The organism is Sphingomonas sp. BK069 (assembly GCF_014193405.1).
Taxonomy (GTDB): domain Bacteria; phylum Pseudomonadota; class Alphaproteobacteria; order Sphingomonadales; family Sphingomonadaceae; genus Sphingomonas.
Genome location: NZ_JACHZH010000003.1, coordinates 371,083 through 395,409 on the forward strand (window position 1 = coordinate 371,083; position 24,327 = coordinate 395,409).

The 24,327-nt window shown below is 71.6% G+C and carries 25 protein-coding genes and 1 riboswitch; of the genes, 15 read left to right on the top strand and 10 right to left on the bottom strand.

Features of this window, described 5'->3' with window-relative positions:
* Window positions 1–271 precede the first annotated feature (271 nt).
* Window positions 272–508, bottom strand: a complete 237-nt coding sequence (locus FHY02_RS13090; RefSeq protein ID WP_183922723.1) for a zinc-finger domain-containing protein — start codon at window positions 506–508, stop codon at window positions 272–274.
* Window positions 509–605: 97 nt separating this feature from the next.
* Here FHY02_RS13090 and FHY02_RS13095 point away from each other — a divergent pair, with 97 nt between their 5' ends.
* The 6 genes from FHY02_RS13095 to FHY02_RS13120 all read left to right on the top strand — a co-directional run bounded on the left by FHY02_RS13095 (window position 606) and on the right by FHY02_RS13120 (window position 4,963).
* Entirely contained in the window at window positions 606–1,547 is a 942-nt protein-coding gene (locus FHY02_RS13095; protein ID WP_183922725.1) for an ABC transporter ATP-binding protein, read from the top strand.
* Between the two features lie 58 nt (window positions 1,548–1,605).
* Entirely contained in the window at window positions 1,606–3,177 is a 1,572-nt protein-coding gene (gene purH, locus FHY02_RS13100) for a bifunctional phosphoribosylaminoimidazolecarboxamide formyltransferase/IMP cyclohydrolase (RefSeq protein WP_183922727.1), read from the top strand.
* Between the two features lie 229 nt (window positions 3,178–3,406).
* Entirely contained in the window at window positions 3,407–3,709 is a 303-nt protein-coding gene (locus FHY02_RS13105) for an alkylphosphonate utilization protein (RefSeq protein WP_183922729.1), read from the top strand.
* Between the two features lies 1 nt (window position 3,710).
* The gene (gene ung, locus FHY02_RS13110) at window positions 3,711–4,400 is read left to right on the top strand and encodes a uracil-DNA glycosylase (RefSeq protein WP_183922731.1); all 690 of its coding nucleotides are present in this window, start codon (window positions 3,711–3,713) and stop codon (window positions 4,398–4,400) included.
* A 42-nt stretch (window positions 4,401–4,442) separates the two neighbouring features.
* Complete coding sequence (locus tag FHY02_RS13115; protein WP_183922733.1) at window positions 4,443–4,697, top strand: type II toxin-antitoxin system Phd/YefM family antitoxin; 255 nt, start codon at window positions 4,443–4,445, stop codon at window positions 4,695–4,697.
* Between the two features lie 5 nt (window positions 4,698–4,702).
* A complete protein-coding gene (locus FHY02_RS13120; protein WP_311721359.1) occupies window positions 4,703–4,963 on the top strand; it encodes a Txe/YoeB family addiction module toxin in 261 nt (86 codons plus the stop codon).
* Between the two features lie 41 nt (window positions 4,964–5,004).
* On the opposite strand, the gene thiC is transcribed toward FHY02_RS13120, so the two are convergent.
* The 3 genes from thiC to FHY02_RS13135 all read right to left on the bottom strand — a co-directional run bounded on the left by thiC (window position 5,005) and on the right by FHY02_RS13135 (window position 9,277).
* The gene (gene thiC / locus FHY02_RS13125) at window positions 5,005–6,930 is read right to left on the bottom strand and encodes a phosphomethylpyrimidine synthase ThiC (protein ID WP_183922737.1); all 1,926 of its coding nucleotides are present in this window, start codon (window positions 6,928–6,930) and stop codon (window positions 5,005–5,007) included.
* Window positions 6,931–6,969: 39 nt separating this feature from the next.
* A riboswitch (TPP riboswitch) is annotated at window positions 6,970–7,081 on the bottom strand.
* 98 nt (window positions 7,082–7,179) lie between these two features.
* Window positions 7,180–8,196 (bottom strand): ferritin-like domain-containing protein, encoded by a 1,017-nt coding sequence (locus FHY02_RS13130; RefSeq protein WP_183922739.1) that lies wholly within the window; start codon window positions 8,194–8,196, stop codon window positions 7,180–7,182.
* Window positions 8,197–8,254: 58 nt separating this feature from the next.
* On the bottom strand, window positions 8,255–9,277 hold the full coding sequence (locus FHY02_RS13135; protein ID WP_183922741.1) for a ferritin-like domain-containing protein: 1,023 nt from the start codon (window positions 9,275–9,277) through the stop codon (window positions 8,255–8,257).
* 132 nt (window positions 9,278–9,409) lie between these two features.
* Between FHY02_RS13135 and FHY02_RS13140 the strand changes: the two genes are divergently transcribed.
* The 3 genes from FHY02_RS13140 (at window position 9,410) to FHY02_RS13150 (ending at window position 12,220) form a co-directional block, all read left to right on the top strand.
* Window positions 9,410–9,988, top strand: a complete 579-nt coding sequence (locus tag FHY02_RS13140; protein ID WP_409322510.1) for a sigma-70 family RNA polymerase sigma factor — start codon at window positions 9,410–9,412, stop codon at window positions 9,986–9,988.
* The gene (locus tag FHY02_RS13145) at window positions 9,978–10,682 is read left to right on the top strand and encodes an anti-sigma factor domain-containing protein (RefSeq protein ID WP_183922743.1); all 705 of its coding nucleotides are present in this window, start codon (window positions 9,978–9,980) and stop codon (window positions 10,680–10,682) included. The genes FHY02_RS13140 and FHY02_RS13145 overlap by 11 nt, the downstream gene beginning before the upstream one ends.
* Window positions 10,683–10,783: 101 nt before the next feature.
* Window positions 10,784–12,220 carry an NAD-dependent succinate-semialdehyde dehydrogenase gene (locus FHY02_RS13150; protein ID WP_183922745.1) on the top strand — a complete coding sequence of 479 codons (1,437 nt, stop codon included), beginning with the start codon at window positions 10,784–10,786 and terminating at the stop codon, window positions 12,218–12,220.
* A 250-nt stretch (window positions 12,221–12,470) separates the two neighbouring features.
* On the opposite strand, the gene FHY02_RS13155 is transcribed toward FHY02_RS13150, so the two are convergent.
* From FHY02_RS13155 to FHY02_RS13165, 3 genes are all read right to left on the bottom strand, one after another.
* Window positions 12,471–13,355: a MipA/OmpV family protein gene (locus tag FHY02_RS13155; RefSeq protein WP_311731831.1), complete on the bottom strand. Its 885-nt coding sequence runs from the start codon at window positions 13,353–13,355 to the stop codon at window positions 12,471–12,473.
* Between the two features lie 73 nt (window positions 13,356–13,428).
* The gene (locus tag FHY02_RS13160) at window positions 13,429–13,797 is read right to left on the bottom strand and encodes a DUF2141 domain-containing protein (RefSeq protein ID WP_311721357.1); all 369 of its coding nucleotides are present in this window, start codon (window positions 13,795–13,797) and stop codon (window positions 13,429–13,431) included.
* Window positions 13,724–14,590: a sterol desaturase family protein gene (locus tag FHY02_RS13165; RefSeq protein ID WP_183922747.1), complete on the bottom strand. Its 867-nt coding sequence runs from the start codon at window positions 14,588–14,590 to the stop codon at window positions 13,724–13,726. Before FHY02_RS13165 ends, FHY02_RS13160 begins: the two co-directional genes overlap by 74 nt.
* A 47-nt stretch (window positions 14,591–14,637) precedes the next feature.
* Here FHY02_RS13165 and FHY02_RS13170 point away from each other — a divergent pair, with 47 nt between their 5' ends.
* Entirely contained in the window at window positions 14,638–15,477 is an 840-nt protein-coding gene (locus tag FHY02_RS13170; protein ID WP_183922749.1) for an inositol monophosphatase family protein, read from the top strand.
* Window positions 15,478–15,756: 279 nt separating this feature from the next.
* Here FHY02_RS13170 and FHY02_RS13175 read toward each other — a convergent pair whose 3' ends face one another.
* Both FHY02_RS13175 and tsaD read right to left on the bottom strand, forming a co-directional pair.
* Window positions 15,757–16,728 (bottom strand): NAD(P)H-dependent glycerol-3-phosphate dehydrogenase, encoded by a 972-nt coding sequence (locus tag FHY02_RS13175; RefSeq protein ID WP_183922994.1) that lies wholly within the window; start codon window positions 16,726–16,728, stop codon window positions 15,757–15,759.
* 2 nt (window positions 16,729–16,730) lie between these two features.
* Window positions 16,731–17,756, bottom strand: a complete 1,026-nt coding sequence (gene tsaD / locus FHY02_RS13180) for a tRNA (adenosine(37)-N6)-threonylcarbamoyltransferase complex transferase subunit TsaD (RefSeq protein ID WP_183922751.1) — start codon at window positions 17,754–17,756, stop codon at window positions 16,731–16,733.
* Window positions 17,757–17,905: 149 nt separating this feature from the next.
* Between tsaD and hemC the strand changes: the two genes are divergently transcribed.
* Genes hemC through FHY02_RS13195 form a run of 3 tightly spaced genes read left to right on the top strand, consistent with a single transcriptional unit; the run spans window position 17,906 to window position 20,354 of the window.
* Entirely contained in the window at window positions 17,906–18,808 is a 903-nt protein-coding gene (gene hemC, locus FHY02_RS13185; protein ID WP_183922753.1) for a hydroxymethylbilane synthase, read from the top strand.
* Between the two features lie 6 nt (window positions 18,809–18,814).
* Window positions 18,815–19,474: a uroporphyrinogen-III synthase gene (locus FHY02_RS13190; protein ID WP_183922755.1), complete on the top strand. Its 660-nt coding sequence runs from the start codon at window positions 18,815–18,817 to the stop codon at window positions 19,472–19,474.
* 43 nt (window positions 19,475–19,517) lie between these two features.
* Window positions 19,518–20,354 carry a hypothetical protein gene (locus FHY02_RS13195; protein ID WP_183922757.1) on the top strand — a complete coding sequence of 279 codons (837 nt, stop codon included), beginning with the start codon at window positions 19,518–19,520 and terminating at the stop codon, window positions 20,352–20,354.
* Window positions 20,355–20,366: 12 nt separating this feature from the next.
* On the opposite strand, the gene FHY02_RS13200 is transcribed toward FHY02_RS13195, so the two are convergent.
* A complete protein-coding gene (locus FHY02_RS13200; protein ID WP_183922759.1) occupies window positions 20,367–21,974 on the bottom strand; it encodes a lysine--tRNA ligase in 1,608 nt (535 codons plus the stop codon).
* Between the two features lie 50 nt (window positions 21,975–22,024).
* Here FHY02_RS13200 and FHY02_RS13205 point away from each other — a divergent pair, with 50 nt between their 5' ends.
* Window positions 22,025–22,552 carry a sterol desaturase family protein gene (locus FHY02_RS13205; protein WP_183922769.1) on the top strand — a complete coding sequence of 176 codons (528 nt, stop codon included), beginning with the start codon at window positions 22,025–22,027 and terminating at the stop codon, window positions 22,550–22,552.
* Between the two features lie 426 nt (window positions 22,553–22,978).
* The gene (locus tag FHY02_RS13210; protein ID WP_183922771.1) at window positions 22,979–24,235 is read left to right on the top strand and encodes an efflux RND transporter periplasmic adaptor subunit; all 1,257 of its coding nucleotides are present in this window, start codon (window positions 22,979–22,981) and stop codon (window positions 24,233–24,235) included.
* Window positions 24,236–24,327 lie beyond the last annotated feature (92 nt).

Below are 24,327 nucleotides of genomic sequence, written 5' to 3' on the forward strand. Positions count from 1 at the left end.
GCGATGCCCATTGACGATGATGGTTAGATGCTCGGGCTAGCCCCAGCCGCCTCACCCGCGAGATCGGTGCGAGACGCTTATAACGCGCATCATCTACCGTCATCCCGGACCTGTTCCGGAATCCACCAGGCCGCTCACGCCTAAGAGGTTGCTCTTGCGGACCTCTGGATCCCGGAACAAGTCCGGGATGACGGAACAGTGATGGTGGCGGCATCCAGCCAACAAAGAAGCGAGCGCTCTCGAAACGTCACGCCCGCGACACCGACCCCGCTTACTGCGGGCTGGCGCCTTCCGAGATGTCGGGCAGCTGCCCGTGGTCGGCGCCGTCGGCCGGTCCGCCGATCAGCACGAAGCGGCGGTCGCAATAGCCGCAGTCGACATAGCCGTGCTCGTCGATCTGGAGCCACACGCGCGGGTGGCCCAGCGCGGCGCCGCCGGGGATGTCGCTCGCGCCGTCGCAGGCGACGCGGGGTTGCGAGACGCGGACGAGTTCGGGCGGCGGCAGCATGGCCGAGCGATTAGCAAGCACCGCCGCCGGAGACAATCCCGCCGCATCCCTCCCATGCAGGATTGGCAAGCCCCGCGCGCGCGCCTACCTCGCGCGCATGACCGACGCCGCCATCGCCATCCGGGACTTGTGCAAGACCTACGCGGGCGTCGGTGGCGCGCCGGGCAAGCGCGCGCTCGACGGGGTCAGCTTCGAGGTGCCGCGCGGCTCGATCTTCGGGCTGCTCGGCCCCAACGGCGCGGGCAAGTCGACGCTGATCAACATCCTCGCCGGGCTGGTCAACAAGACCAGCGGCAGCGCCGAGATCTGGGGCTTCGACATCGATGCGCACCCGCGCAATGCCAAGGCCTCGATCGGGATCGTCAACCAGGAGATCCTGTTCGATCCCTTCTTCACGCCGGTGGAGACGCTGGAGATCCAGGCCGGGCTGTACGGCGTGCCCAAGCGGGAGCGGCGCTCGATGGAGCTGCTGCGCGCGGTCCACCTCGAGGACAAGGCCAATGCCTATGCGCGCACGCTGTCGGGCGGCATGAAGCGGCGGCTGATGGTGGCCAAGGCGATGGTCCACGCCCCGCCGGTGCTGGTGCTCGACGAACCGACCGCGGGCGTCGACATCGAGCTGCGCCAGCAACTCTGGACCTATGTCCGCAGCCTCAACGACGCGGGCGTGACGGTGGTGCTGACGACCCACTATCTCGAGGAGGCCGAGGAGCTGTGCGATCGCATCGCGATCATCAGCGGCGGCCGCGTGATCGCCAACGAGCCGACCGCCGAGCTGGTCGGCAGGGCGCAGGAGAAGGTGGTCGCGGTCACGGTCGACCGCGACGTCGCGGTGGTGCCCGAGAACGCCTGCTTCGGGAAGATCGCGCTGAAGGGCACGCGCACGCTGGAGATCACCTACGCCAAGGACCGCGTCAACGCGGGCGAGGTGCTCGGCGCGGTGCAGGCCGACGGCTACGGCATCGTCGACGTCTCGACCAAGGAGCCCGACCTGGAGGACGTGTTCCTCAACCTGACCCGCGCGGCGAGCGGGCGCTAGCAGCCATCACCCCCACGGACGCTTGAGCCACTGCGCCCGCCCGCGTAAGCGCGCGCGCATGAGCATCATCCCGATCCGCCGCGCGCTCCTGTCCGTCTCCGACAAGAGCGGCATCGTCGACCTCGCCACCGCGCTCGCCGCCAGGGGAGTCGAGCTGGTCTCGACCGGGGGCACCGCCAAGGCGCTGCGCGACGCCGGGCTCGACGTGCGCGATATCAGCGACCTCACCGGCTTCCCCGAGATGATGGACGGACGCGTCAAGACGCTCCACCCCAAGGTCCACGGCGGGCTGCTCGCGGTGCGCGACGACGCGGCGCACGCAGAGGCGATGCGCGAGCATGACATCGGCGCGATCGACCTCGTCGTCGTCAACCTCTATCCGTTCGAGCAGACCGTCGCCAAGGGCGCGGGGCGCGACGAGGTGGTGGAGAATATCGACATCGGCGGCCCCTCGATGGTGCGCTCGGCGGCGAAGAACCACGCCTATGTCGCCATCGTCACCGACCCCGCCGATTACGCGCTGGTGGCGCGGGGCGAGACCGACCTCGCCGAGCGCAAGCGGCTCGCCGCCAAGGCCTATGCGCTCACCGCGGGCTATGACGGCGCGATCGCGCGCTGGTTCGCGGGCAGCGATCAGGGCGAGACCTTCCCCGCCACGCTGCCGCTGACGCTGCGCCGCGCCGGCGAGGCGCTGCGCTACGGCGAGAACCCGCACCAGCAGGCTGCCTTCTACGCGTCGTCGGACGGCGTCGCGGGCATCGGCCAGGCCCGGCAGGTCCAGGGCAAGGCACTGAGCTATAACAATTACAACGACGCGGACGCGGCGCTGGAGCTGGTCGCCGAGTTCCGCGAGGCGGCGCCGACCTGCGTCATCGTCAAGCACGCCAACCCGTGCGGCGTCGCCTCGGCCGCGACGCTGGCCGAGGCCTATCAGGCCGCCTTCGCCTGCGACACGGTGAGCGCGTTCGGGGGCATCATTGCGGTCAACCGCGCGCTCGATCGTGCCACCGCCGAGGCGATCACGGGCATCTTCACCGAGGTGGTGGTCGCTCCCGACGCCGACGAGGGTGCGCTGGCGCTGTTCGCCGGCAAGAAGAATCTGCGGCTGCTGCTCACCGGCGCTTTGCCCGACCCGCGCCGCGACGGGCTGACCGCCAAGTCGATCGCGGGCGGCTGGCTGGTCCAGTCGCGCGACCGCGGCGCAGTGGCACGCGCCGACCTTCAGGTGGTGACCAAGCGCCAGCCGAGCGAGCAGGAGCTCGCCGACTGCCTGTTCGCGTGGACGGTGGCCAAGCACGTCAAGTCCAACGCGATCGTCTACGCCAAGGACGGCGCCACCGTTGGTGTCGGCGCGGGGCAGATGAACCGGCTCGAGTCGGCGCGGATCGCGGCGTGGAAGGCCAAGGACGCCGCCGACAAGGCAGGCTGGGCGAGCCCGCGCACGATCGGCTCGGCGGTCGCGTCGGACGCCTTTTTCCCCTTCGCCGACGGGCTGATGGCAGCGGTCGAGGCGGGCGCCACCGCGGTGATCCAGCCGGGCGGCTCGATCCGCGACGAGGAGGTGATCGCCGCCGCCGACGCCGCCGGGCTGGCGATGGTGTTCACCGGGATGCGCCACTTCCGCCACTGAGGTGGTGGGTAAAGGTGCTAGGTTCTAACGGCCCTCCGGCAGCGCTCCGTCGATCCTCCCCTGCAAGGGGAGGTGGCGCGCGCAGCGCGACGGAGGGGTGACCCGGCCGGCGATCGTCGCTGACCTCACCACCGGTGACACCCCTCCGTCAGGCCTGCGGCCTGCCACCTCCCCTTACAGGGGAGGAATAGGGGATCGTCGGTGGGGCGCTTCTCGCAGAGGACAGATGATGAGCGACGACGAATACGTCTACGACGAGGAGAGCGGCGAGTGGGTCAGCGCCGCCGCGCTGGCGGAGAAGCAGGCCGCGGCGGCGACGGTGGCGGTGCGCGATTCGGTCGGCAACCTGCTGGCGGACGGCGATCAGGTGACGCTGATCAAGGATCTCGACGTGAAGGGCGCGGGCCAGACGCTCAAGCGCGGCACGCTGATCAAGTCGATCCGGCTGACCGGCGACGCGCAGGAGATCGACTGCAAGTTCGACGGCATCAGGGGGCTGGTGCTGCGCGCCGAGTTCGTCCGCAAGCGCTGAGATGAGCTGGCCGCCGCGCCTCGATCCCAGCTGGGCGGCGCCGCTCGCCGCGGCGCTGGCATGCCCGACCATGGGAGCGCTCCAGGCGTTCCTGAGCGACGAGGCGGCGGCGGGCAAGGCGATCTTCCCGCCGGCGGCGGCCCGGTTCCGCGCGCTTGAGCTGACGCCTTTGTCGGCGGTGCGAGTCGTGATCCTGGGGCAGGACCCGTATCACGGGCCGGGCCAGGCGCATGGGCTGGCCTTCTCGGTGCCGCCCGGGGTCAAGCCGCCGCCCAGCCTCGTCAACATCTACAAGGAGCTGGCGAGCGATCTCGGCGCCGCGCCGCCGCGCGACGGCTCGCTCGAACATTGGGCGCGGCAGGGCGTGCTGCTGCTCAACACGGTGCTCTCGGTGGAGAGCGGCCGCGCCGCCTCGCACCGCTCGCGCGGCTGGGAGGCGTTCACCGACGCGGTGATCCGCGCGGTGGCGGCGAGGGACGAGCCCGTGGTGTTCCTGCTGTGGGGCGCGCACGCGCAGGCCAAGGTGGGGCTGGTGCGCGCGGTGGATGACGGCGGGCGCCACCTGGTGCTGTGCGCGCCGCATCCCTCGCCGCTGTCGGCGTACAAGGGCTGGTTCGGCGCGCGGCCGTTCAGCCAGGCGAATGCGTTCTTGGAGGCGCATGGGCGCGGGCGCATCGACTGGGCGGGGTGAGTGCACATTGCGGGTTTGTACAAAATGTTGTACGCCGCTGACATGGAAACACTCACCGTGTCAGAGACGCGCGCCAATCTGAAGGCCGTGCTTGACCGGGTCGTCGCCGACAAGGCCCCGCTGCAAATCGTCCGCCCGGCCGGAGAGGGCGTGGTGCTGGTGGCACAGAGCGAGTGGGAAGGCATGCAGGAGACGATGCACCTGCTTTCCTCTCCCGAGAATGCGAGGCGGCTGCTGGACGGGATCGCTCGCTTCACCGCTGGCGAGGGTGAGGAGCATGAGCTGCTCCGTCCTTGAGGATCGTGTTCGATCGTAACGCGTGGCTCGACTATATCGCGTGGCAGGACGAGGACGCCGCGACCGCGCGGCGGATCAACGCGCTGGTCGAGGATGCGAGACGCCATCCCTTCAAGGGGCTTGGCAAGCCGGAGCCTCTTAAGCAGAGCCTCAGAGGCTGGTGGTCACGACGGATCAGCGGCGAGCACCGGCTGGTCTACCGGGTAAGCGGTAGCGGCGCGACACAGGCGCTCGAGATACTGAGCTGTCGCTACCACTACCGATGACACCTTTCCGCGGCCGGACGCCATCCGGCCGCGCACCGGCATCAGTCGTGCTCGCGCCCGCCCGCGCCGACATACACCTCGCCACCCGTCTCCTTGAACCGCTCGCTCATCGCCGCCATCCCCGCCTCGGCGTCCTCCGCCGCGACGAAGCTCGCCACCGGCGCGTTCTGCTTCGCCGCGAAGTCCCGAGGTTCGGGATCGCGACCTGCTCCCAGCAGGTCGCTATTCGCCGCGCGGGACGCGGCGAAATCCCGAACCTCCTGCGTGATCTTCATCGAGCAGAACTTCGGCCCGCACATCGAGCAGAAATGCGCGGTCTTGGCGCCCTCTGCGGGCAACGTCTGGTCGTGGTACGATTCGGCCGTGTCGGGGTCGAGCGACAGGTTGAACTGGTCGCGCCAGCGGAACTCGAAGCGCGCCCGCGACAGCGCGTCGTCGCGCAGCTTCGCCGCGGGGTGCCCCTTGGCGAGGTCCGCCGCGTGCGCCGCCAGCTTGTAGGTCACCACGCCGACCTTGACGTCGTCGCGGTCGGGCAGCCCGAGATGCTCCTTCGGCGTGACGTAGCAGAGCATCGCAGTGCCGTACCAACCGATCATCGCCGCGCCGATGCCCGAGGTGATATGGTCGTAGCCCGGTGCGATGTCGGTGGTGAGCGGCCCGAGCGTGTAGAACGGCGCCTCGCCGCACGCCTCGAGCTGCTTGTCCATGTTCTGCTTGATCTTGTGCATCGGCACGTGGCCGGGGCCCTCGATCATCACCTGGACGTCCTGTGCCCAGGCGCGCTTGGTCAGCTCGCCGAGCGTGTAGAGTTCGGCGAACTGCGCCTCGTCGTTGGCGTCGGCGATGCTGCCCGGACGCAGGCCGTCGCCGAGCGAATAGGCGATGTCATACGCCTTCATGATCTCGGTGATCTCGTCGAACCGCTCGTACAGGAACGATTCCTTGTGATGCGACAGGCACCATTTCGCCATGATCGAGCCGCCGCGCGAGACGATCCCGGTGACGCGCTTGGCGGTCATCGGGATGTACGGCAGCCGCACCCCGGCGTGGATGGTGAAATAGTCGACGCCCTGCTCGGCCTGCTCGATCAGCGTGTCGCGGAAGATCTCCCAGGTCAGCTCCTCGGCGACGCCGCCGACCTTCTCCAGCGCCTGGTAGATCGGCACCGTGCCGATCGGCACCGGCGAGTTGCGGATGATCCACTCGCGCGTATCATGGATGTTGCGCCCGGTGGAGAGGTCCATCACCGTGTCCGCGCCCCAGCGGATCGACCAGACGAGCTTGTCGACCTCGCTGGCGACGTTCGACGCCACCGCGCTATTGCCGATGTTGGCGTTGATCTTGACCAGGAAGTTGCGCCCGATCGCCATCGGCTCGCTCTCGGGGTGGTTGATGTTCGAGGGGATGATCGCGCGCCCCCGCGCCACCTCGTCGCGGACGAACTCGGGGGTCACGTAATCCGGGATGGCGGCGCCGAAATCCTCGCCGTCGCGGACATAGTTCGCCAGCATCTCGCGCCCGAGATTCTCGCGCGTGGCGACATATTCCATCTCGGGCGTGATGATGCCGCGGCGCGCATAGTGCATCTGGCTGACGTTGGCGCCGGCCCTCGCGCGCAGCGGGCGCTTGTTGACGTTGGGGAAGGGCTGCACCCCGCCCGAGCGGTCCGGGCCGAGCTGGCCGTTGTCCTCGGGGCGCAGCTCGCGTGCGTCGTAGCGCTCGACATCGCCGCGCGCCTCGATCCAGGCGGTGCGGCGCGCGGGCAGGCCCGCCATGATGTCGATCGCCGCCGCCGGGTCGGTGTAGGGGCCGGAGGTGTCGTAGACGTTGAGCGGCGGCTCGCCGCAGCCGGGCTCGAGCTGGATCTGCCGCATCGCCACGCCGAGCGGGCCGACATGGATCTTGCGCGAGCCGCGGATCGGGCCGGTGGTGACACCGATTTCCGTACGGGCGGGGACGTCGGCCATGCGTCTTCTCCTCTCATCGTGGGGGAAGACGGTTGGCCCGAGGGGACGCCGCTCCACTCCCTACGCCGGTGTCAACCGGATCAGGTTCGGCGGGTCGAGGGTTGCCACCCTCCTCTCAACCGCGGCATCGGCGGTCCCCCGGGGAAGGCTCCGTCATAGCCGTATCGAGCGGACAAGCAAAGGGCCGCGTCCCACTCGCGGACGCGTCCCTCGCTCGCTCCGACCCCGCGATGCGCGGCGCCGTTCGCGTCAGGCGGTGGCGCCCGACGTGCGCAGCGCCTCGATCGAATTGTTCGTTCCCGCCGGGAAGAAGCCGCCGCCGATCCCCGCGGTGGTGCGCAGGTAGGCGATGTTGTGCACCTGCGCCGACGAGCGACTGTAGGCGATCGCGTTCGAGTCGGCCGGCACGAGATTGGCGGTGCCGTCGCTGTTGGCGATCCCGGCGTCGAGCGTGGCGCTGCCGTCGAGCGAGTCGCGTGCCGTGGCGATCGCGTTCGCCGCCGCGCGCGCGGTCTCGCCGCGCGAGAACAGCTCGGTGCGGATCAGTCCGGCGTGATAGGCTTCTGCCGCCAGGATGCCGGCGGCCGCCTCAAGATAGGTCGCGCTGGTAATCAGCGGTGACGCTCCCTTGTAGGCGGAGACGCCGACATCCTCGAACAGGAAGGCCGCGAGCAGGAAGTTTTGATCGCTCTCGTAGGGATCGAAGGTGCCGCTGCTCTTGTCGACCAGCCCGGCGGCGCGCGCCGCGGCGGTGAAGGCACCGGTGGCACCGCCGTCGATGTTGATCGCGGGCTGCGCGATCACCAGCGTCGATCCCGCCGCGGTGAGCACCGCGCGCAGCGCGGTGACGTGCGCGATCTCGTCGCCTGCGATCTCGCGCGCGTAGGAGGCGATCACCGGATCGGTGAAGGTCACCTGGCGGCCGCCGGTGACGTCGCCGCGCGTACCGACCGCGCCGGTCAGGCTCGCGTCGGGCAGCCGCCGGCCGAACGCCGCGATCGAGTAGAATTGCGCCTCGAGATATTCGAGGTTGAGCGCGAGCTGGAGGATGCCGACGTCGGTGGCGACGCCGCTGGCCGTGGAGGTCGGCGTGGGCGACGGCGTCGGGGTCGGCGTGTCGTTGTTGTCGTCGCTGCCGCAGGCGGAGAGCAGGCCGAGGCCACCCGCCGCGGCGGCACCGGCGCCGGCGAGCTTGAGGAAGCGGCGGCGCTCGGCGCGCCGCTCGTTGGCGAGCTCGAGCGCGGCGAAGACGGAATCCTTGATCATGATGACGGTCCCTCTGTCAGGGCGATACGGGAAAGGCGATCGGGGGCGCGCACGCGCCTCAGGCCGATGCCGCGCTCGTCTTGATGTTGCCGTTGACGCCGGCGGGGAAGAAGCCCCCGCTGCTCACCGCCGCGGCATTGAGGTAGACGATGTTGAGCGTCTGCCCGGCCGTGCGACTGTAGGCGATGCCGTTCTCGTTGAGCGGCACGATGTTCGACACGGTGCCGTCGCTCGTCGTGGTCGGCGCGATGCCCTGGTCGTCCTCGGCCGCGATGCCGCGCACCGCATCCGTGGTCGCGGTTTTGCCGTCGAGCGTGTCGCGCGCGTCGGAGATCGCCGTGGTCGCCTCGATCAGCTGGAGCGACGGCGTCGCCAGCCCCTTGCGGTACAGCACCGAACGGATAATCGCGGCGTGATAGGCCTCCACCGCGAGGATGCCCGCCGCGGCCTCGACGAAGACCTTGTTGCTGATCAGCGGCGCCGCGCCCTTGTAGGCGGTGACGCCGACGTCTTCGAAGATGAACGCGCCGAGCAGGAAGTTCTCGTCGGTGGCGTAAGGGTCGAAGCTCTGCCCCGCCTGGATCAGCCCGGCGGCGCGGGCGGCCACGCTGAACGCGCTGGTGGGGCTGACGCTGAGATCGATCGCGGGCTGCGCGGCGCGCGTGGTGTCGCTGAACTGGCTGCGCAGGAAGCGCACGTGCGCCAGCTCGTCGGCCGCGATCTCGCGCGCATATTGCGCCACGAGCGGGTCCTGGAAGCTCACCGCGCGTCCGCCCGTCGCCGTACCAGCGGTCCCGACGTTGCCACTGGTGTCGGCCGCGGCGAGCGCCGCGCCGGTTGCCGCGAAGGAGTAGAAGTTCGCCTCGAGATACTCGAGGTTCAGCGCGAAGTTGAGCACGTCCGCCTCGGTGAAGGTGGCGGTGGGCGTCGGGCTGGGCGAGGTCTGCGCCTGTGCCGAGGCGGCGAAGGCGGTGGCCCCGATCGCGGCCGCGCCGGCGACATGGGTGAAGAAGTCGCGGCGCGATTCGCGGCGCAGCGCGCGCGCCTCGAGCGTCTCCATCGACGGCTGGCGATCCGGCATGACAGGCCCTTTCCTAGTTGTCCCGACGCGCCGTGCTTGCCACACTTCCTAACCGACGTCAGGTTACGGCAGATACGACGGAGCGACGCGAAGGATGCAGCGAGTGGCGGAATATTCGGGCGCTGCCAAGCCGTGACCGCGGCGCCTTCCGACGCGGCGGCGCAGCGCGCCGAGCTGGTGCGTGTCCTGCTGGCCGTGGCGATGGAGGACCGCGACGCCTTCCAGCGGCTGTATCGCCTCACCTCGGCGAAGCTGTATGGCATCTGCCTGCGTATCTGCGGCGAGCGACAGGCCGCGGAGGACGTGTTGCAGGACGTCTATGTGCAAGTGTGGCGCCGCGCCGGCGGCTATGAGCCCGGTCGGGCGAGCCCGATCACGTGGCTGGCGACGATCGCGCGCCACCGCGCGATCGACTGGCGCCGCCGCCAGCACGCCACCGCGTCGCTGGCCGAGCCGGGCAGCGCGGCCGAGCCGGTCGACCCGGCCCCGCGCGCCGAGGCCGCGCTGCTCGCCGAGGAGGAGCGCGCGCGGATCGCCGACTGTCTCGAGGCGCTCGAGCCGAGGCCGCGCGACGCGGTGCGCACCGCTTTCTACGACGGTGTCACCTACGCCGAGCTGGCGGCGCGCGACGGCACGCCTTTGGGCACGATGAAGAGCCTGATTCGCCGCGCGTTGCTGCGGCTCCGCGAGTGCCTGTCCGATGACGCCTGACGATCAGGCCCTCGCTGCCGAGCTGGCGCTCGGCGTGCTCGACGGCGCCGAGCTGGCCGCGGCGCGCGCGCGACTCGCCGCTGACCGCGCCTTCGCCGCCGAGGTGGCGCGCTGGGAGGAATGGCTCGCGCCGCTCGCGCTGGCGTTCCCCGAGACGTCGCCGCCGGCCGGGCTGGAGGCGCGCGTGCTCGCCGCGATCGACGTTCCCGGCGCGGCGCCGCGCGCGGGTTGGCGCCGCCGGGGCGCGCTCGCGCTCGCCGGGCTCGCCGCCGCGGTGCTCGCGCTGGTGGTGGGCCCGCTGCGCGCGCCGCCGCCGCCGCCTGTCCCGGCGCCGACTCGCCCTGCTGCCGCGCCGCTGCTCGCCGCGCTCGTCGTGCCAGCGGGTGCCGAGGCGCCGGGCCGCGCGCCGCTCGCCGCCGCCGTCGACCGCACCAGCGGCGAGGTGCGGATCGCCGCCGCCACCGTGCCGCGCGGCCGCAGCGCCGAGCTCTGGGCGATCGCCGAGGGCGGCGCGCCGGTCGCGCTCGGGCTGCTCGATGGGGGGCGGCCGACCCGGCTGGTGGTCGCGCAGGCGCAGCGCGTGCTGCTGCGCGCGGGCACGACGCTGGCGGTGTCGATTGAGCCGCCGGGCGGGTCGCCGGGCGCCGCACCGACCGGCCCGGTGGTCGCGGCGGGCGCGCTGTCGGAAGGTTGAGCGGGGACGTCAGACCGAGCCGCGCCCCCGACGAGCTGGCCTGACCCGCGCGCGCCGCGACGCTATACCGCGCGCATCCTCTCACGCGGACGGAAGCGACCATGACCGACTCCCCCTACGACACCCCACTCGGCCTCTATATCGCGGGCGAGTGGATCACCGACGGGCGCGACACGCAGGAGGTGCTCAACCCCGCCGACGGCCGGGCGGTTGGCCACGTCCCGCTCGCCACCGCCGCCGACCTCGACCGCGCGCTCGAGGCGGCCGAGCGCGGCTTCCGCGCGTGGCGCTCGACCGCGCCGCAGGAGCGCGCCGCGGTGCTGTCGCGCACCGCCGCGCTGGTGCGCGAACGCGCCGACTCGCTCGCGCGGCTGGCCACGCTGGAGGAGGGCAAGCCGTTCGCCGAGGCCAAGGGCGAGGTGCTGGCGACCGCGGCGCTGCTCGACTTCCACGCTGGCGAGGCGGTGCGCATCTACGGCCGCGTGCTGCCGCGCCCGACCGGCACGCGCTCGCTGGTGCTGCACCAGCCGGTCGGCCCGGTCGCGGCCTTCTGCGCCTGGAACTTTCCGGTGATGAACCCGGTGCGCAAGCTGTCGCCCGCGATCGCGGCGGGCTGCTCGGTGATCCTCAAGCCGAGCGAGGAAACCCCCGGTGCCGCGGTGGCGATCCTGCGCTGCTTCCAGGACGCGGGGCTGCCTGGCGACGTCGCGCAGCTCGTCTTCGGCGTACCCGACGCGGTGTCGCGCCACCTGCTCGCTTCGCCGGTGACGCGCAAGCTGAGCTTCACCGGCTCGGTGCCGGTCGGCAAGCACCTGCTCAAGCTCGCCGCCGACACGGTGATGAAGAGCACGATGGAGCTCGGCGGGCACGGCCCGGTGCTGGTGTTCGACGACTGCGACCTGGAGCGTACGCTCGACACGCTGGTGGCGCACAAGTTCCGCAACGCCGGTCAGGTCTGCGTGGCGCCGACGCGCTTCCACGTCCAGCAGGGCATCTACGAGCGGTTCGCGCAGGGCTTCGCCGAGCGCACCAAGGCGCTGAAGCTGGGCGACGGGCTCGACAAGGCAACGCAGATGGGGCCGATGGCCAATCCCCGCCGCCCCGAGGCGATCGCCGGGCTGGTGGAGCAGGCGGTGAGCGCCGGCGCCAAGCTGCTCACCGGCGGCGCGCGCGGCGAGGGCGAGGGCTTCTTCTTCACGCCGACGGTGCTGGCCGACGTGCCGCTGTCGAGCAGCGCGATGAACGAGGAGCCGTTCGGCCCGGTAGCGCTGATCGGCTCGTTCGGCAGTGCCGACGACGCGATCGCGGAGGCCAACCGCCTGCCCTACGGCCTGGGCGCCTATTGCTTCACCGAGAACGGCCGCCTGCAGAACCGGCTCGGCGACGAGATCGAGGCCGGCATGGTCGCGATCAACACCGTGCGGCTGAGCTGGGGCGATGCGCCGTTCGGCGGCGTCAAGGACAGCGGCTTCGGCTCGGAGGACGGGCCGGAGGGGATCGCGGCGCACCTCATCACCAAGGCGGTGCACATCGCCTGATTTCCAGGGGACGTCGCACCCACGCACGCGGGAGCCCAGGGCGACCGAGCGCATCGATCGGGACTCCTGGGCTCCGGCATCCGCGTGACGGTGCAATATTCACCTGCCGTCATCCTGAACTCGTTTCAGAATACACCGACCCGCAAGCGCCTCTCGTCCTGGGCATGCGGTCGGGTTGATCCTGAAACAGCTTCAGGAGGACGCAGGTGAGAGGTGGCGGATGCGCATTCCCCGCAGAAGCCCGGCTGCCTCAGAAGGTGTAGCCGATCCCCAGCGCGGCGAGCCACTGGTTGCGCGAGCCCGCCACCGACACCACCGGCGTGTCGCCGAAGTCGTTGAGCATGCGCTTGTAGGTCACGCCGCCGATCGCCTTCCAGCCGCGCAGCAGGTTGCCGGTGAGCGAGTAGGTGCCCGCGATCCCGACGGTATAATGCTTCCACCCGCCGCGCGTGCGGTATTGCGGCAAGCCGCTCGCCACCGACTGCGCCGCGTCAATGTCGAAATAGGTCCGCGCGAAGCCGCGCTCGACCTTCTCGGCCGAGGCGAACAGGCCCACGCCGGCCTTCAAGCTGAGCGGGGTGAAATAATTGACCGACGGGCTCCAGATGCCGCTGTGGTGCACGCCGCTGACGTCGTGGCGATAGCTGAGCGAGGCGGAGAGCTTGTCGTACGGACTGGTGAGCACGCCGGTCTTGCCCAGCCCGACATAGCCGCCGAGCTCGATCGCGGTGTCGCGCTCGCCCAGCGCGCGGACGCGCGCGTCGTCGATCGACTTGTTGTTGCTGCGGTTGAAATTGACCACGCCGATCGGGCCAGCCTGCACGTCCCAGCTCGGCCCGCTCGGGTTGGGGATGAGGTCGACCGAGGCGCGGTTGCCGAGCACCGTGAACGAGAAATTGTGGAACGAGCCGATCGCCGCCGGACCAGGGACGAGGCGATAGTCGTTCGACCCCTCGTAATCGGGCAGATAGGCGCCCGCGACCGCCACCGTGATCGTGTCACCCACCACGCCCGGGTCGGGAGTCGGGTTGGGCTCGGCCGGAACGCTCTGCGCCTGGGCGAGCGCCGTCGGTGCGGCGAGCAGGCCGTTGCCGGCGAGCACGGCGGCGAGGACCGCGTGAGAGAGAACGCGCACGATGTGGAACCCCTGATGTTCTGATGTCGGGCGCGTAACTGATCGCGATCAGATTAGCTCCCGCACCGGATCGTCAGAGGATGTAGTGCATCTTCACCTGTTGCGCTTCTGCATCACTCGCCAGCGTGAAGCGCGCCGCCTTGAAGCGCGGCGGCCCGAAGCGGATCGCGGGATTGTTCGAGAAGCCGAAGCCTTCTTTGGGGATGCCCGCGAAGGTGTCGAGCTTGGCGTTGCCGTTCTCGTCGTGGATCACCGCCACCGCATAGTCACCGCGCGGCAGCGCCGCAAAGCGCAGGCTGTGCTGCCCGGCGGGGATCGAGCGGGTCACCGCGTCGCGATCGTCGACGCAGCGCGGGAAGTTCGCCGGGTCAGCGGTGAGGCACACGCGGATCATGCCCTTGGCCGAGCGCATCTGCGCGATCGACACGTCGAGCGAGCCCACCGGTGCCGCGCTCACCAGCGGTGTCGCCACCAGCGCCGCGAGCAGCGCGCGCGCGCGCCTGCTGGTGCGACCGCGTGAAATCACCGAGCCCGTCGTCCGTCCCGCAGAGACGGTCCCAGAAGCGGAAGTAGAGACCATAATTACACCCGTACCGCTCATGATGCCGCTGATGATGGCTGGCCGTGATGAGCCAGCCGCCGAGGCGCCCCCCCCACATGAACTTCGGAAAGATTTCCCAACCCATATGGTTGGTTACTCCCATAAGGGTCATGATCGTCAGCACCAGACCGAGCGCGGCGACATGGATCGGAATCACGAGGACCAGTAGCGGAATGGCAACAGCCCCGCTCACCGCCTCGATCGGGTGGAACGCCATCGCCGCCCAAGCGGTCGGCGGGCGGCTGGCGTGGTGGACCGCGTGCGCCAGCTTGAACACGCGCGGGCGGTGCATCCAGCGGTGCGTCCAGTAGAACCAGGCGTCGTGCGCGACCAGGTACAGCAGCACCGAGACGGGCAGGTACCAGAGCGGATAGGCGTGGACGTCCTCGTAGATCCGCGTCCAGCCATGCGCCTGCCATCCCCAGGCGAGCACGCCGGCGGGCACGCCGTAGATCGCGGCCGAGGCAAGGCTCCAGCCGATCTCGCGGCGGATCTGCGGGTCGAGCCCGGCGTAGAGGTCGCGGTGGCGCCACCGAGTCGCCAGCGCGAAGCCGCCGCTGGCGAGCAGGTAGCGCACCCCGACGATGAGCGTCATCGCCAGCGCCGACAGTGAGATAGCCACGATCGCGTCCATGGCCGTGGCTTCTAGCCTAGCGCCGCCGCGCGCGATAGGCAGGGTATATGCCCGTCCGCCCCGATGACATCGCGCTCGCCCACCGCCTCGCCGACGCCGCCGGCGCGGTGATCCGGCCGTATTTTCGCCAGCCGGCCGGGCTGGAGCTCAAGGCCGACCGCTCGCCCGTCACCCGCGCCGACCGCGAGGCCGAGGAGGCGATGCGCCGCCTGCTCGACGCCGAGCGCTCGGGCGACGGCATCGTCGGCGAGGAACACGGCACCAAGGAGGGCGTCACCGGGCGGCAGTGGGTGCTCGACCCGATCGACGGCACGCGCAGCTTCACCGCGGGGCGCGCGATCTTCGGCACGCTGATCGCGCTGGTCGAGGACGGCTGGCCGATCCTCGGCATCATCGACCAGCCGGTGCAGCGCGAGCGCTGGATCGGCGTCACCGGCCGACCGACGTTGCTCAACGGCGCACCCGCGCGCACCCGCGCCTGCGCCGCGCTGGAGGGGGCGATCGTCGCCACCACCAGCCCGCACCTCTTCGCCGAGGGCGACGTACCGCATTATATGGCGCTGGTGGCGGCGGCGAGTGGCGGCGCGCCGCGGCAGGGGCCGGTCTATGGCGGCGACTGCTACAATTACGGGCTGCTGGCGAGCGGGCACCTCGACGTGGTGTGCGAGTCGGGGCTGCAACTCTATGATTTCGCCGCGCTGGTGCCGGTGGTGGAGGGCGCGGGCGGGCGGATGTGTGACTGGAACGGCGACCCGCTCACCAGCGCCAGCGCCGGCCACGTGCTCGCGATCGGCGATCCCGCGCGTACCGACGACGTGCTCGAGGCGCTGCACGGCGTGCAGGAGCATGGGGATGGGCATGATCCCATGCATGGCCATGGCCACTAGTGCGGAATGCACGGTCTAGGCGCTCAGTCATTCCGCTGATCCTCCCCTGCAAGGGAGTGCGGGCTTTGGCTTGCCCCGGCAAGCTAAGATGGTGTCCGGGGCGCACCATCTGGCGCGCGCAGCGCGACGGAGGGGTGTCGCGGTTCGTGAGTCCAGCGACACTCGCCGGCCGGGTTACCCCTCCTTCAAGCCTACGGCCTGCCACCTCCCCATCCAGGAAAGAATCGATGCGCGCGCTTGATCCAGCCGCACCATCGCTTCACGAATGCAGCGCCCGCCTCAACCCTCCTCGCGGAGCGGCCGCGCCAGCAGCGCGTCGATCACCGCGCGCACCGGGGCGCCGTCGAGCAGCGCACACACCGCCGCGGTGATCGGCATCTCCACGCCCGCCGCCGCCGCGGCCTCGTGCAGCACCGGCGCGGTATGGGCGCCCTCCGCCACGGTGCGGCGCTCGGCCAGCAGCGCACGCACCGGCTCGCCGCGACCGATCCCCGCGCCGAGCGAGAAGTTGCGCGAGGCGGTCGAGGAGCAGGTCAGCACCAGGTCGCCCAGCCCCGACAGGCCCGCCAGCGTCTCGGCGCGCGCGCCCTTGGCGAGGCCGAAGCGCGTCATCTCGGCGAAGCCGCGCGCGATCAGCGCGGCGCGAGCGTTCTGCCCCAACCCCGCACCCTCGACCACGCCGCAGGCGATCGCGAGCACGTTCTTCACCGCGCCCCCGATCTCGGCGCCGATCACGTCGGCGCTGGCATAGGGACGGAAATGCGGCGCGGCGATCAGGTCAGCGACTCGCGCGCGCGCCGCGGCATCCTCGCCGGCCAAGGTCACCGCGGTGGGCAGCCCGCGCGCGACCTCGTGCGCGAAGGTCGGGCCCGACAGCACCAGCACCGGTGAGTCCGGATGCTCCGCGGCGGCGACCTCGCTCATCAGCAGGTGAGTGCTCGCCTCGATCCCCTTAGAGCAGACCACCAGCGGCTGCGCGCGGGCGGGCAGCGCCGTCAGAACCGAGCGCATCGCCTGCGCCGGGGTGACCATGAGGTTGACCTCGGCCTCGGCCACCCAGGCGAGATCGGTCGTCGCGCTGATCCGCGGCGACAGCGCGGCAGCGGGCAGATAGGCGGCGTTCTCGTGGGTCGCGTTGATCGCCGCCACCAGCGCGGGGTCCCGCGCCCACAGCCGCACGTCATGGCCGTTGCTCGCCGCCACCTGCGCCAGCGCGGTGCCCCAGGCGCCGGCGCCGATCACGCCGACCACGCTCACGCCTTCACCCCCGCGCCGCGCACTTTCTCGGCGTCCGGGTCGAGCGGCCAGCGCGCGCGCGCGGCGACGTCGAGCGGGTCGGTCAGTCCGGCGGCGAGGCGCTCGGCGCCGGCCCAGGCGATCATCGCGGCATTGTCGGTGCACAGCCACGCCGGCGGCGCGACGAAGCGCAGCCCGCGCTCGCCCGCGAGATCCTCGAGCGCCGCGCGCACCGCGCCATTGGCGGCGACCCCGCCCGCCACCACCAGCGCGGTGGCGTCCGCGGCGCGGTCCATCGCACGGCGGGTACGGTCGAGCAGACAGTCGACCACCGCCGCCTGAAAACTTGCCGCCACGTCCGCCGCGGGGTGGAGCGGCGCCATGCGCGCCACCGCCGCCTTCAGCCCGGCGAAGGAGAAATGCGGCTCGGCCGAGCCCTTGAGCGGGCGCGGCAGCGGCACCGCGCGCGGGTCGCCGGTGCGCGCCGCCGCCTCCACCGCGGGGCCGCCGGGAAAGCCGAGCCCGAGGATCTTGGCCGTCTTGTCGAACGCCTCGCCCGCGGCGTCGTCGATCGTGGTGGCCAACCGGCGGTAGCGCGCCACGCCCTCGACCAGCAGCAGCTGGCAATGCCCGCCCGAGACGAGCAGCAGCAGATAGGGGAAAGCGAGAGCAGCGTCGGCGAGCCGGGGGCTCAGCGCATGGCCCTCGAGGTGGTTGACCGCGATCAGCGGCTTGCCCGCGGCGTGCGCCAGCGCCTTGCCGGTGACGAGCCCGACCATCACCCCGCCGATCAGCCCCGGACCGGCCGTGGCGGCGACCGCGTCGACGTCCGCTAGCGTCACGCCCGCCTCGGCTAGCGCGGCGGCGACCAGCGGCTCGAGCGCCTCGACGTGCGCGCGCGCCGCGATCTCGGGCACCACGCCGCCGAACGGCCGATGCGCCGCCTCCTGCCCGGCGAGGCGATGCGCCAGCACCTGGCGGTCACCGGTGACGAGCGCGGCGGCGGTCTCGTCGCACGAGGATTCGAGCCCGAGGATCAGCATGCGCGCGCTCTAGCGGCTGCGCGCGCCGTTGTCGAAGGTGCGATGCCGACGACGTCGTATACCGCGGCTCGTCGCGATCCGCTTGTGAAGCCGGGCCGGGTTCCTCTAACGACCGCTTCTTCGAAGCTGCCGCCCGGATCACCGCTCCCTTGCCCCATGTCTTCAAGCTCGGCACCCGCGGCTCGCCGCTGGCGCTCACCCAGGCAGGGATGGTGCGCGACGCGTTGCGCGCGGCGCACGGCTGGGAGTCGATCGAGATCGTCGTGATCCGCACCACCGGTGACCGGGTGCAGGACCGCGCGCTCGCCGAGATCGGCGGCAAGGCCTTGTGGACGCGCGAGCTCGACCGCGCGCTATTGGCCGGCGAGGTGGACGCCTGCGTCCACTCGATGAAGGACGTCGAGACGTTGCGCCCGGCCGCCATCGCCGTGGCGGCGATGCTGCCGCGTGCCGACGTGCGTGACCGGCTGATCGGCGCCGCCAGCGTCTCGGCGCTGCGCGAGGGCGCGTCGGTGGGCACCAGCAGCCCGCGCCGCGCCGCGCAGCTGCGCCGGCTGCGTCCCGATCTGCGGCCCCTGCTGTTCCGCGGCAACGTCGACACGCGGCTGGGCAAGCTCGCCGCGGGCGAGGTCGACGCCACGCTGCTGGCGGCGGCTGGGCTCGAGCGGCTCGGGCGCCACGACACCGGCGCGGCGATCCCGCTCGACCAGATGCTGCCCGCGCCGGCGCAGGGGGCGGTCGGCGTCGAGACCCGCGCCGAGGGCGCCGCGCATGACGCCGTCGCCGCGATCGACGACGCCGCGACGCATCGCGCGGTCGACGCCGAGCGCGCGCTGCTCGCCGCGCTCGCCGCCGACTGCCACTCGCCCGTCGCCGCGCTGGCGGTGTACGACGGCGACTTGCTGCGGCTGCGCGCCGAGCTGCTCAGCCCCGACGGCGCCGAGCATGTGTCGGGCGAGGCGCGCGGCGACGATCCGGTGGCGCTGGGCGCGCGGCTCGGCGCCGAGCTGCTCGAGCGCGCGCCGCCCGCGATCCGCGCCTTGTTCGGCTGAGACGCGATGCCACGCGCCGCGCTGGTGCTTCGCCCCGAGCCGGGCAACGCGCACACGCGCGCCGCGCTCGCCGCGGCGGGGATTGAGGCGCGCGCGCTGCCGCTGTTCCAGGTCGAGCCGCGTGCCTGGGCGGTGCCCGACGTGCGCGACTATGACGCGCTGCTGATCACCAGCGCCAACGCGGTGCGTCACGCCGGCGCCGGGCTGGCGCGGCTCGCTACGCTGCCGGTGGTGGCGGTGGGCGCGGCGACCGCGCGCGCGGCGCGGGCGGCGGGGCTCACGGTGGCGCTGATCGGCAGCGGCGACGCGGCGGGCGCGGTGGCGTTGGCGCGGGCCTATCCGCGCCTGCTCCACCTCGCCGGTCGCGATCGGGCGGCCAAGCTCGCGCTCCCCTCGGTGACGGTCTACGCCAGCGTGGGGGTGACACCGCCGGCGGAGGCGCTCGCCGCCGCGCTCGACGCGGTGGTGTTGCTTCACTCGCCGCGCGCGGCGGCGCGTTTCGCCGCGCTCACCGCCGCGCTGCCGCGCGAGCGGGTCCGCGTCGCCGCGCTGAGCGAGGCGGTGCTCGCCGCGGCGGGGGCCGGCTGGCAGGCGGGTGCGGCGGCGCGTGCGCCGACCGACCTCGCGCTGGTGGAATGCGCCGCCGGGCTCGCGATTGACCCGTGACCCGCGCGCGGGGATAAGGATGCTCGGCGGCGAGGAAGCGCGAGTGAGCGACGGGATGGACACGGCGCAGGGCGCGCAGCGATCGCGGATGGGGCCGGTGCTGGTGATCGCGGTGATCGCCTTCGCGATCGGGCTCGGGCTGATGGCCTATGCCTCGCGCAACGCGCCCGGCCTGTTCGGCCGCGCCGGCGCGCCCGCCGTTGCCCCGGCCGCCGTGCCGACGGCGGCGCCGATCACCCCCGATGTCGCAACGCTGGCGCTGCGCGAGGCCGCGCTCGCGGCGCAACTTGCCAACCTCGAGGCGCGCGCGGCGCGCATCGACGGCGAGAGCGCGCAGGCGGAGAGCAATGCCGGGCGCGCCGAGGCGATCCTGATCACCTTCGCGGCGCGGCGCGCGCTCGATCGCGGGGTCGGGCTCGGCTATCTCGAGGGCGAGCTGCGCCGCCGCTTCGGCGCGGCCTTCCCGCGCGAGGTCAACGGCGTGATCCGCGACTCGCGCGCACCGGTGACGCTGGAGGACCTGCGCGAGGGGCTCACCGCCGCGGCGCCGACGCTGCTGGCGCAGAAGAGCGACTGGTGGGCCGGAATCGGCAGCGAGCTGCGCAGCCTGGTGGTGATCCACCGCGCCGGCACCCCCTCACCGCTGCCGTCCGACCGGCTGGCGCGCGCGAGGCGCCAGCTCGGCACGGGCAACGTCGAGACCGCGCTGGCCGAGGTCGAGCGGCTGCCCGGCGCGGGCGAGGCGAGCAACTGGGTCGCGGCGGCGCGGCGCTACGTCGAGGCACGCGCCGCGCTCGACACGCTCGAGTCGGCCGCGATCACGGGCGCGGCCGCCGCCGCCGCGGGCGCGGCGCGGGCGGAGGCGGCGCCGGCGGGGTAGCTCAGGCCAGCCTTACCCGAGCGCCAGCGCCTCGGCGATCAGCCGGCGACTGTTCTCCACGCCGTACAAGGCGATGAAGCTCCCCATCCGCGGCCCCTGGCTGGTGCCGAGCAGCGTCTCGTACAGCGCCTTGAACCAGTCGCGCAGCTCGGCGAAGCCGCCCGCCTCGCCGAACGAGGCCTTGCCGATCTCGTAGACGATGTTCTGGATGTCCTCCGCGCTGGCCCCCGCCGGCAGCGCGGCGAGCTCGGCGTCGAGCCGCTGAAGCGCGGGCACCTCCACGCCGACGGGCGTGCGGCGGTGGAGCGTCGGCGCCACGAAGTCGCGCGCATAGGCCAAGGCATGACCGATCAGGCGGTCGAGCGCGGGGTAGGTCGTGGGCGAGGCGTCGGGCACGTAGTTGGCGAGATAGCCCCACACCTGCTCGCGCGTCGCGTCACCGCCCATCACGCCGACGAGGTTGAGCAGCAGCCCGAAGGTGATCGGCAGCGTCTCCTCGGGCACCTTCCCGTCGTGGATGTGGTGCACCGGATTGCCGAGCCGCTGCGCGATCGGCTGAGTCGGGTAATTGCCGCGGAACTGCCAGTAATCGTCGACCGCGCGCGGGATCACGCCGAAGTGCAGCGCCTTGGCCTTCTTGGGCTCGCGATAGGCGAAGAAGGCGAGGCTCTCCTCCGGCCCGTAGGTGAGCCACTGGTCGAGGCTGAGCCCGTTGCCCTTCGACTTGGAGATTTTCTCGCCCTTCTCGTCGAGGAACATCTCATAGTTGAAGCCCTCGGGCGGGCGGCCGCCCAGCACGCGCGCGATCTTGGACGATTGCACCACCGAGTCGATCAGGTCCTTGCCCGCCATCTCGTAATCGACGCCCAGCGCGACCCAGCGCATCGCCCAGTCGACCTTCCACTGCAGCTTGGCCTGGCCGCCCAGCACCGACTGGACGATCCGCTCGCCGCTCGAGTCGGTGAAGGCGATCGTTCCCGCCGTGGCGTCGACCACCTCCACCGGCACCTGCAGCACCACGCCGGTGGTCGGGCTGACCGGCAGCACCGGCGAGTAGGTGGCGCGGCGCTCGGCCCGAAGCGTCGGCAGCATCACTTCCATGATGCCCTGATAGTGGCGCAGCACGCCCTTGAGCGCGTCGTCGAAGCGCCCGCCGGTGTAATAATCGGTCGAGGAGACGAACTCGTACTCGAACCCGAACCGGTCGAGGAACTGCCGCAGCATCGCGTTGTTGTGCGCGGCGAAGCTGTCGAACTTGCCGAACGGGTCGGGGATGCGCGTCAGCGGCTTGCCGAGATGCTCGGCCAGCATCGCGCCGTTGGGCACGTTGTCGGGCACTTTGCGCAGCCCGTCCATGTCGTCGCTGAACGCGATCAGCCGCGTCTTCTGGTCGGACAAAGCGTGGAAGGCGTTGCGCACCATCGTCGTGCGCAGCACCTCGTTGAAGGTGCCGATATGCGGCAGCCCCGAGGGGCCGTAGCCGGTCTCGAACAGGATCGGGTCGCCGCCTGGCTTGCCGTCGGGCCAGCGCTTGAGCAGCTTGCGCGCCTCCTCGTACGGCCAGGCCTTGGACTCGAGGGCGGCGGACGTAAGCGCGTCTGGGCGAAGATCGTCGGTCATGGTGCGCTGCGACGTAGCGAGACGCGCGCGCCATGGCTATATCGTCGCGCATGTCCTGGTGGGCTGCCCTTCTCCTGTTTCTCGTCACCGTCGCGCTGATGGAGGGCTTCGCCTATGCGATGCACCGCTGGGTGATGCACGGGCCGGGCTGGTTCCTCCACGCCAGCCACCATCGCGCGCGCCCAGGCAATTGGGAACTCAACGACCTCTACGCCGCGATCTTCGCGGTGCCGTCGTTCGTGATGATCCTGGGCGGGGTGCAGCTCGGCTGGTGGCCGGGCTTCACCTGGATCGGCGCGGGGATCGCGGCTTATGGCGCGATCTACTTCGGCTTCCACGACGTGATCGTCCACAAAAGGCTGCCGACGCGCTATCTGCCCAAGTCGGCGTATATGAAGCGGATCATCCAGGCGCACCGGCTCCACCACGTGGTCGAGACCAAACACGGCACGGTGAGCTTCGGCTTCCTCGTCGCGCCCCGCCCCGAGTCGCTCAAGGCCGAGCTCAAGCGTCGCGGCCGCGCTGGGGTGCGGCGCTCGACTGCCGCGGAGCTGGTGTCCGACCCGGCCGAACGCTGAGGCGGACGGCCCGGCGCGACGCGCACCCGCCGCCAGCGATCGCGCTCACAAGCCGCACATTGGGTCTCGACAAAGAAAACTACCGCGCGGTACAAAAAAGCCGGTTGACCCACGTCAGCTCGCTTTCTATACCAGACGGTATCGAAACGACGGTGGCCGCGTGCCCCCGTGCGATCGACGGAGCCGCCATGGATCCTCTTTCCATCATCGAGTGTGCCGCGTCCTGACCGGGACCGGCGTCGCGTACCGATCTTTCCCCAGCCGCTCGTCGGGCACCCGCCCGCGCGACCGGACACGTCCGCCCTCGCCCGACGCGCCGCGTACCCCGCGCGCCGGGACGCGGTCGGCCGCCCATCGCACAGGATTCGTCTTCATGGCCGATCGCGCCTGCCTGATCCGTCCTCCCCTCGTCGAGGAGACGCGCGCATGAACATGCACACCATCATCGACCCCGCCGCCTCGGTCGAGGCCGCGCCCGCCCAGCGCGCCAGCACCGCCCGGCGCGCCGCCTGGATCGGCGTCCCGCTCGTCGCGGTGATCGGCGCCGCCACCTTGCTCCACCGCGAGCAGCCCGCGGTTGCCGCGCCGCCGGCCCCCACCGTCACCGTCGCGCCGCCGCTCCAGCGCACCGTCGCCGAGTGGGACGACTACGTTGGCCGCTTCGAGCCGAGCCGCTCGGTCGAGGTGCGCCCGCGCGTCTCGGGTGCGATCAGCGCGGTGCATTTCACCGACGGCGCCATCGTCCGCGCCGGGCAATTGCTCTTCACCATCGACCAGCGCCCCTTCGCCGCCGCGCTCGCCGAGGCGCAGGCGGGTGTCGCCACCGCGCGCAGCGACCTGCTGCTCGCGCGCGCCAACCTCGACCGCGCCGGCCGGCTCGTCGCCGAGGACGCGGTCTCCAAGGGCGAGCTCGACCAGCTCACCGCGCGCGTCCGCGCCGCCAGCGCACAGCTCGCCGCCGCCGAGGCGCGGGTCCGTGCACGGTCGCTCGACATGGAGTTCACCCAGGTGCGCGCGCCGATCGCGGGGCGCGTCTCGGACCGGCGCATCGATCCGGGCAACCTCGTCGCGGGTGGGGACACCAGCGGCACGTTGCTGACCACGATCAACGCGCTCGATCCGATCTATTTCGCCTTCGACGGCTCGGAAGCGCTCTTCCTCAAGAACAAGCGCGCGCGCGCCGCGGGTGTCTCGGCGCCCGACGTCGACGTGCGGCTGCAGGACGAGGCCGACTATCGCTGGCACGGCCGGCTCGACTTCACCGACAACGGGCTCGACTCGCGCTCGGGCACAATCCGCAGCCGCGCGGTGCTGCGCAACCCGGACCAGTTCCTGACCCCGGGCATGTTCGGCAACATGCGGCTCGCCTCGGGTGCGACGACGCGCGCGCTGCTGGTCCCCGACGCCGCAGTGCAGACCGACCAGGCGCGCAAGACGCTGCTGACCGTTGCTCCTGACGGTACCGTCGCGGTTAAGCCAGTGACGCTCGGCCCGGTGCTCGCCGGGCTGCGCATCGTGCGCAGCGGGCTCTCGCCCAGCGACCGCGTCGTGATCAGCGGCACGCAGATGGCGATGCCGGGCACCAAGGTGCAGGTCCGCGCCGGCACGATCGCGCCGGCGAGCGGCGGCGACGCCCCGCCGGGCGCGGCGCCGATCACCGGCGAGGCGACCTTCACATCGTGAGTTAGCGGATCACCCTTACCTTTCCTTCTCCCAGTGGGAGAGGGACGCAGCGGCGAAGCCGCGGAAGGGTGAGGGCGACCATACCGACACGT